Origin of the sequence: Streptomyces sp. NPDC050145 (assembly GCF_044460245.1) — a bacterium.
GTDB lineage: Bacteria > Actinomycetota > Actinomycetes > Streptomycetales > Streptomycetaceae > Streptomyces.
In genome coordinates this window covers 181713-188203 of sequence record NZ_JBITJS010000017.1, presented here as the reverse complement: position 1 = coordinate 188203, position 6491 = coordinate 181713, and the positions used below count along the sequence as shown (strand labels likewise).

The window sequence follows — 6491 nt, the reverse complement described above, 5'->3', positions numbered from 1 at the left end:
GGCCCCCCTCGGGGGGCCCGCCGCCCCCCGGTGGGGGTGGCGCGGGGGGGGCCCCCCCCCCCCCCGCGACCAGCCCCCACCCACCCGCACCCCGCAACGATCGCTCAGCCAGGCAGGACCAGTCGGGGCTTGGGCGCGTCCAGGCGGCCCGTCTGGGGGCGGCGGCTACCCGCACGGTAAGGCGCCGGCCACACCGCGCCGGGCCCCGAATACCCCTGCTCCGCAGCCGCGTGCAGCGTCCAGTGCGGGTCGTACAGATGCGGCCGCCCGAGCGCGCACAGATCCGTCCGCCCCGCGAGGACGAGCGAGTTCACGTCGTCCCACGACGAGATCGCCCCGACGGCGATGACGGGAACGCCCGCCTCGTTGCGGATCCGGTCCGCGTAGGGCACCTGGTAGGAGCGCCCGTACGCGGGGCGTTCCTCCGCGACGACCTGCCCCGTGGAGACGTCGATCGCGTCGGCCCCGTGCGCGGCGAAGGCCCGGGCGACGGCGACCGCGTCGTCCCCGTCGAGTCCTCCCTCGGCCCAGTCCGTCGCGGAGATCCGGACGGTCATGGGCCGGTCCTCGGGCCAGACCTCGCGCACCGCGTCGAAGACCTCCAGCGGGAACTTCAGCCGGGCCTCCAGGGAACCTCCGTAGGCGTCCGTGCGGCGGTTGGTGAGCGGTGAGAGGAAGCTGGACAGCAGGTAGCCGTGCGCGCAGTGGAGTTCGAGGAGGTCGAATCCGGCGCGGGCCGCGCGCCGGGCGGCGGCCGTGAACTCCTCGCGGATCGCGTCCAGTTCGGGGACGGAGAGCTCGCGCGGGAGCTGGTTGTCCGGCTTGTAGCGCAGGGGCGAGGGGGCCACCACGGGCCAGTTGTCGTTCGGGGAGGGCAGGGGCTCGTCCATGCCCTCCCACATGAGGCGGGTGGAGCCCTTGCGGCCCGAGTGGCCGAGCTGGAGGCCGATCCCGGTGCCGGGCGACTGCGCGTGCACGAAGTCGGCGATCCGGGCCCAGGCGGCGGCCTGCTCGTCGGTGTAGAGGCCCGCGCAGCCGGGGGTGATGCGGCCTTCGGGGCTGACGCACACCATCTCCGTCATGACGAGCCCCGCGCCGCCGAGCGCCCGCGCGCCGAGGTGGACGAGGTGGAAGTCGCCGGGGACGCCGTCGACCGCCGAGTACATGTCCATGGGCGAGACGACGACCCGGTTGCGCAGGGCGAGTCCGCGCAGTGCGAACGAGGTGAACATCGGCGGCGTGCCCTCGGGGCAGCCGAACTCGCGCTCGACGGACTCGGTGAAGCCGGGGTCGCGCAGCCGCAGGTTGTCGTGCGTGACGCGGCGGCTGCGGGTGAGCAGGTTGAAGGCGAACTGGAGCGGCGGCTGGTCGAGATAGCGGCCGAGCTCCTCGAACCAGGCGAGACTGGCCCGCGCCGCGCGCTGTGTGGAGGCGACGACGGGCCGCCGCTCCGCCTCGTACGCCTTGAGGGCCGCCTCGGTGGTGGGGTGCTCGTGTAGGCAGGCGGCGAGGGCGAGGGCGTCCTCGACGGCGAGCTTGGTGCCGGAGCCGATGGAGAAGTGCGCGGTGTGCGCGGCGTCGCCGATGAGGACGAGGTTGCCGTGCGACCAGCGGTCGTTGACGACCGTGCGGAAGGTGAGCCAGGCGGAGTTGTTGGAGGTCAGGCCGCGTCCGCCGAGCGCGTCGGCGAAGATCTTGGCGCAGGTGTCGATCGATGCGCGTACGTCGGTGTCCGCGAACCCGGCGGCCCGCCACACCTCCTCGCGCATCTCGACGATGACGGTGGAGCGCTCCGCGTCGAAGGGGTAGCCGTGCAGCTGCATGACCCCGTGCTCGGTCTCCGCGATCTCGAAGCGGAAGGCGTCGAAGGCGAAGTCGGCGGCGAGCCAGATGTAGCGGTTGCGGTGCTCCTCGATGTGCGGGCCGAACGCGTCGGCGTGGGCGGCGCGGGTGCGGCTGTTGACCCCGTCCGCGGCGACGACCAGGTCGTACGCGGCGCTGAGCTCGGCGGCCGGGGGTGCCTCGGTGCGGAAGCGGAGGTCGACGCCGAGCTGCCGGCAGCGGCTCTGCAGGATCTCCAGGAGGCGGCGCCGGCCGAGCGCGGCGAAGCCGTGGCCGCCGGAGGTGTGCCGGGCGCCGCGGTGCACGATGTCGATGTCGTCCCAGCGCACGAACTCGTCCTGGAGCGCCGCGTACACGACGGGGTCGGCGTGCTCGATGCCGCCGAGGGTCTCGTCGGACAGGACGACGCCGAAGCCGAAGGTGTCGTCCGGCGCGTTGCGCTCCCAGACCGTGATCTCGCGGGCGGGGTCGAGACGCTTGAGGAGGGCGGCCGCGTACAGGCCGCCGGGGCCGCCGCCGATCACGGCGATGCGCTGAGCGGGCACGGCCGCGCTCACCTCCCCTGCCACTTCGGCGGGCGCTTCTCGGTGAAGGCCGCGTGGAACTCGGCGTAGTCCTCGCCGTTCATCAGCAGCGCCTGCGTCGCGGCGTCCAGCTCGACGGACGCGGCGAGCGGCATGTCGAGCTCGGAGGTGAGCAGCGCCTTGGTCTGCGCGTAGGCGAGCGCGGGGCCCTCGGCGAGGCGCTGGGCGAGGGCCTGGGCGGCCGTGTCGGCGTCGCCCTCCTCGGTGAGCTGGCTGATCAGGCCGATCCGCTCGGCCTCGGGGGCGCGCACGAGGTCGCCGAGCATGAGCAGGCGGGTGGCGTGGCCGAGACCGACGACGCGGGGCAGCAGATACGCGGCGCCCATGTCGCCGCCGGACAAGCCGACCTTCGTGAACAGGAAGGCGAAGCGGGTGCTGGGGTCGGCGACGCGGAAGTCGGCGGCGAGCGCGAGGACGGCTCCGGCGCCCGCGGCGACCCCGTGCAGGGCGGCGATCACCGGGAACGGGGCCTCGCGCAGGGCGCGCACGACCTGGCCCGTCATCCGGTTGAAGTCCAGGAGCTGGGCGGTGTCCATGCCGAGCGTGGCGCCGATGATCTCGTCGACGTCGCCGCCGGAGCAGAATCCGCGGCCCTCACCGGCCAGGACCAGGACGCGTACGGACTTCTCCCGGGACAGCTCGGCGAGCAGGTCGCGCAGGTCGGCGTACGCGCCGAAGGTGAGCGCGTTGAGCTTCTCGGGCCGGGCGAGGGTGACCGTGGCGACACCGTGCGCGTCCACGGCGTAGTCCAGGTGGCGCCACTTCTCGGTGCGGGGGGCGGATCCGGTGAAGGGACTCATGCGCGTGCGGCCTCCTACGGCGGGGTTCCCGGCGGCTCCTCCTCTCGAAGCTATCACCGCTTCGTGACCGCCGTCACGAGTGCGCGATAGAACGGCGGGGCGCTGGGCATGATGAGAGTGCCGGGCCCCGCGCCGCACGGGCGACGGCCCGGGGACGAAGGGCCCGCGAAACCGTCGCCAGGAGACCCTGGCGCACACGCCGTACCATTCATACGGTCGAAAGCAGGACAGTCACCCCGAGCCGAACCGGCGGAACCCGAGCAGAACGGGCCTCCCGCCCCGCCCAGAGACCGCAGCTCCGAGAACGCCAGCCCCGAGCCCCCCGCCCTCAGGACCCGCCTTGCCCAGTCCCTCCACCCCCATGTCGTGGCGCATCGCCCTGCCGCACACGGCCGCCGCCGTGCCGGTCGCCCGCGCCCTCGTCCGTACCGCCCTGGGTGACATCGAGCCGCCGGGCGCCGACACGGACACCGCCGAGCTGCTGACGGCGGAGCTGGTGGCGAACGCGGTGGAGCACACGACGGGGGACGCGCCGATCGAGCTGGTCGTGGAGCTCCTGGAGACCGGCTGCCAGGTCGAGGTGCACGATCCGGACCCGGCGCCTCCCTCGGACCTCACGAATCCGGACGACGCCGAGGAACCGGATCCCTGGCAGGAGCACGGGCGGGGTCTGCTGCTGATCCGGACCCTGTCGGCCTCGTGCGGGCACCGCCCCACCGATTCCGGCAAGGCGGTGTGGTTCACGCTCCCCGCGGTGCCGCGCCAGCGCCCCGCGTCCGAGGACTAGGCCCTCGCGGAACCCACCGTTACGGGCGACTGCCGCCCTCCGGGGGTTCGGACGCTCCGGGCCGGGTCAGGCACCCGGAGTGCGGCCGAGGGTGGCGACCATGACGGCCTTGATGGTGTGCATCCGGTTCTCCGCCTCGTCGAAGACGACGGAGTGCTCCGACTCGAAGACCTCGTCGGTGACCTCGAGGGACTCCAGGCCGTACTTGTCGTGGATCTCGCGCCCGACCTTGGTGCCCAGGTCGTGGAAGGCGGGGAGGCAGTGCAGGAACTTCACGTCGGCGGTCCCAGTCGCACGCAGGACGTCCATCGTGACGGCGTACGGCGTGAGGGCCTTGATCCGCTCGTCCCAGATCTCCGCGGGCTCCCCCATCGACACCCACACGTCGGTGACGACGAAATCGGCGCCGAGGACGCCCTCCTCGACCGTCTCGGTGAGCGTGATCCGCGCGCCGCTGGCCGCCGCGAGCTCACGGGCCTTCGCGACGATCTCCTCGGCCGGCCAGTAGGCCTTCGGCGCGACGATCCGTACGTCCATGCCGAGGAGCGCGCCGGTGACCAGGTACGAGTTCCCCATGTTGAACCGGGCGTCGCCCAGGTACGCGAAGGCGATGTCCGTGAGCGGCTTGGCGCTGTGCTCGGTCATCGTGAGCACGTCGGCGAGCATCTGGGTGGGGTGCCAGTCGTCCGTCAGGCCGTTGTAGACCGGCACGCCGGCGTGGGCCGCGAGCGTCTCGACGGTCTCCTGGGCGTCGCCCCGGAACTCGATCGCGTCGAACATCCGGCCGAGGACCCGGGCCGTGTCCTTGCTCGACTCCTTCTTGCCGATGTGCGAACCGGACGGGTCGATGTACGTCGTCGAGGCGCCCTGGTCGGCGGCCGCCACCTCGAAGGAACAGCGGGTGCGGGTGGAGGGCTTCTCGAAGATCAGGGCGATGTTCCTGCCCTTGAGGTACTGGGTCTCCGTCCCCGCCTTCTTGGCGGCCTTCAGCTCGGCGGCCAGCTCCACCAGACCGCGGAACTCCTCGGCGGTGAAGTCCAGCTCCTTGAGGAAGTGGCGGCCGGTGAGATTCATGGGGTTGCTCCTGGCAGGCTGAGGGACGGCATGACGGAAAGAGGACATCACGACATTGGAAGTCTATACGATGTTCCACATTTATATACAGCCCCCCTGTCCGTGACGTCCGCCCCTGAAACGCACACGCCGCCCCACCGGGGCTAGGCGGACACCGGATCCCGCTCCACCGGGCAGCTCATGCAGCGCGGGCCGCCCCGGCCACGGCCGAGCTCGCTGCCGGGGATCTCGATCACCTCGATGCCCTGCTTGCGCAGGAACGTGTTCGTGGTCGCGTTCCGCTCGTACGCGACGACAACGCCGGGCTCGACGGCCAGTACGTTGCACCCGTCGTCCCACTGCTCCCGCTCGGCGGCGTGCACGTCCTGCGTCGCGGTCAGCACCCGGATCTCGCTCAGCCCGAGCGCGGCGGCGATCGCCCGGTGCATGTGCTCCGGCGGATGGTCGGTGACCTTCAGCTCCCGCTCCGAGGTGCCCGGCTCGATCGTGTAGGAGCGCAGCATGCCGAGCCCCGCGTACTGCGTGAACGTGTCCCCGTCGACCATCGTCATCACCGTGTCCAGGTGCATGAACGCCCGCCGCTTGGGCATGTCGAGGGCCACGATCGTGCGGGCCGAACCGGCCGCGAACAGTTTGTGCGCGAGCATCTCCACGGCCTGCGGGGTCGTGCGCTCGCTCATGCCGATGAGGACGGCGCCCTTCCCGATGACGAGGACGTCTCCGCCCTCGATCGTCGACGGGTAGTCGGCCTGCCCGCGCGACCACAGGCGGAAGTCCTCGTCGCGGAAGAGCGGGTGGTGCCGGTAGATCGCCTCGAAGTGGACGGTCTCGCGCTGCCGGGCGGGCAGCCGCATCGCGTTGATGGACACGCCGTCGTAGATCCACGCGGAGGTGTCCCGGGTGAACAGGTGGTTGGGCAGCGGCCGGAGCAGGAAGTCGTCCAGCTCCATCGCGTGGAAGCGTACGGAGGTCGGCTCCGGGTGCGCCTCGAGGAACTCCCGCTTGGTCATGCCGCCGATCAGCGCCGTGGCCAGCTCCTCCTCCGGCAGTGTCTCGAAGGCGGCCCGCAGGTGGTCGGTGGCCAGCGGACCGTACTCCTTCTCGTCGAAGACGCGGTCCAGGACGAGGGCGCGGGCGGTGTCGACGCCCAGCGTCTCGGTGAGCAGGTCACCGAAGAGGTGGACGGTGACACCGCGGTCGCGCAGCACGTCGGCGAAACCGTCGTGCTCCTGGCGTGCCCTGCGTACCCAGAGCACGTCGTCGAAGAGCAGCTGGTCCTTGTTGCTCGGCGTCAGGCGCTTCAGCTCCAGATCGGGCCGGTGCAAGATGACGCGGCGCAGCCGCCCGGCCTCGGAGTCGACATGGAATCCCATGGGACCCATCTTTCCCCCGCGGGGGCCGCTC

5 protein-coding genes are annotated in these 6491 nt (G+C 71.9%); 1 reads left to right on the top strand and 4 read right to left on the bottom strand.

Going from position 1 to position 6491, the window contains the following annotated elements; genetic code table 11:
- Nucleotides 1-104 precede the first annotated feature (104 nt).
- Nucleotides 105-2387, bottom strand: a complete 2283-nt coding sequence (locus ACIBTU_RS30525; RefSeq protein WP_399129790.1) for a bifunctional salicylyl-CoA 5-hydroxylase/oxidoreductase — start codon at nucleotides 2385-2387, stop codon at nucleotides 105-107.
- 8 nt (nucleotides 2388-2395) lie between these two features.
- Nucleotides 2396-3226: an enoyl-CoA hydratase family protein gene (locus ACIBTU_RS30520; protein WP_399129788.1), complete on the bottom strand. Its 831-nt coding sequence runs from the start codon at nucleotides 3224-3226 to the stop codon at nucleotides 2396-2398.
- A 361-nt stretch (nucleotides 3227-3587) separates the two neighbouring features.
- Between ACIBTU_RS30520 and ACIBTU_RS30515 the strand changes: the two genes are divergently transcribed.
- The gene (locus tag ACIBTU_RS30515) at nucleotides 3588-4013 is read left to right on the top strand and encodes an ATP-binding protein (protein ID WP_188341254.1); all 426 of its coding nucleotides are present in this window, start codon (nucleotides 3588-3590) and stop codon (nucleotides 4011-4013) included.
- A gap of 66 nt (nucleotides 4014-4079) precedes the next feature.
- Here ACIBTU_RS30515 and argF read toward each other — a convergent pair whose 3' ends face one another.
- Both argF and ACIBTU_RS30505 read right to left on the bottom strand, forming a co-directional pair.
- Entirely contained in the window at nucleotides 4080-5087 is a 1008-nt protein-coding gene (gene argF / locus ACIBTU_RS30510) for an ornithine carbamoyltransferase (protein WP_399129787.1), read from the bottom strand.
- Between the two features lie 143 nt (nucleotides 5088-5230).
- Nucleotides 5231-6460, bottom strand: coding sequence for an arginine deiminase (locus ACIBTU_RS30505; RefSeq protein ID WP_399129785.1), 1230 nt, complete (start codon nucleotides 6458-6460; stop codon nucleotides 5231-5233).
- Nucleotides 6461-6491 lie beyond the last annotated feature (31 nt).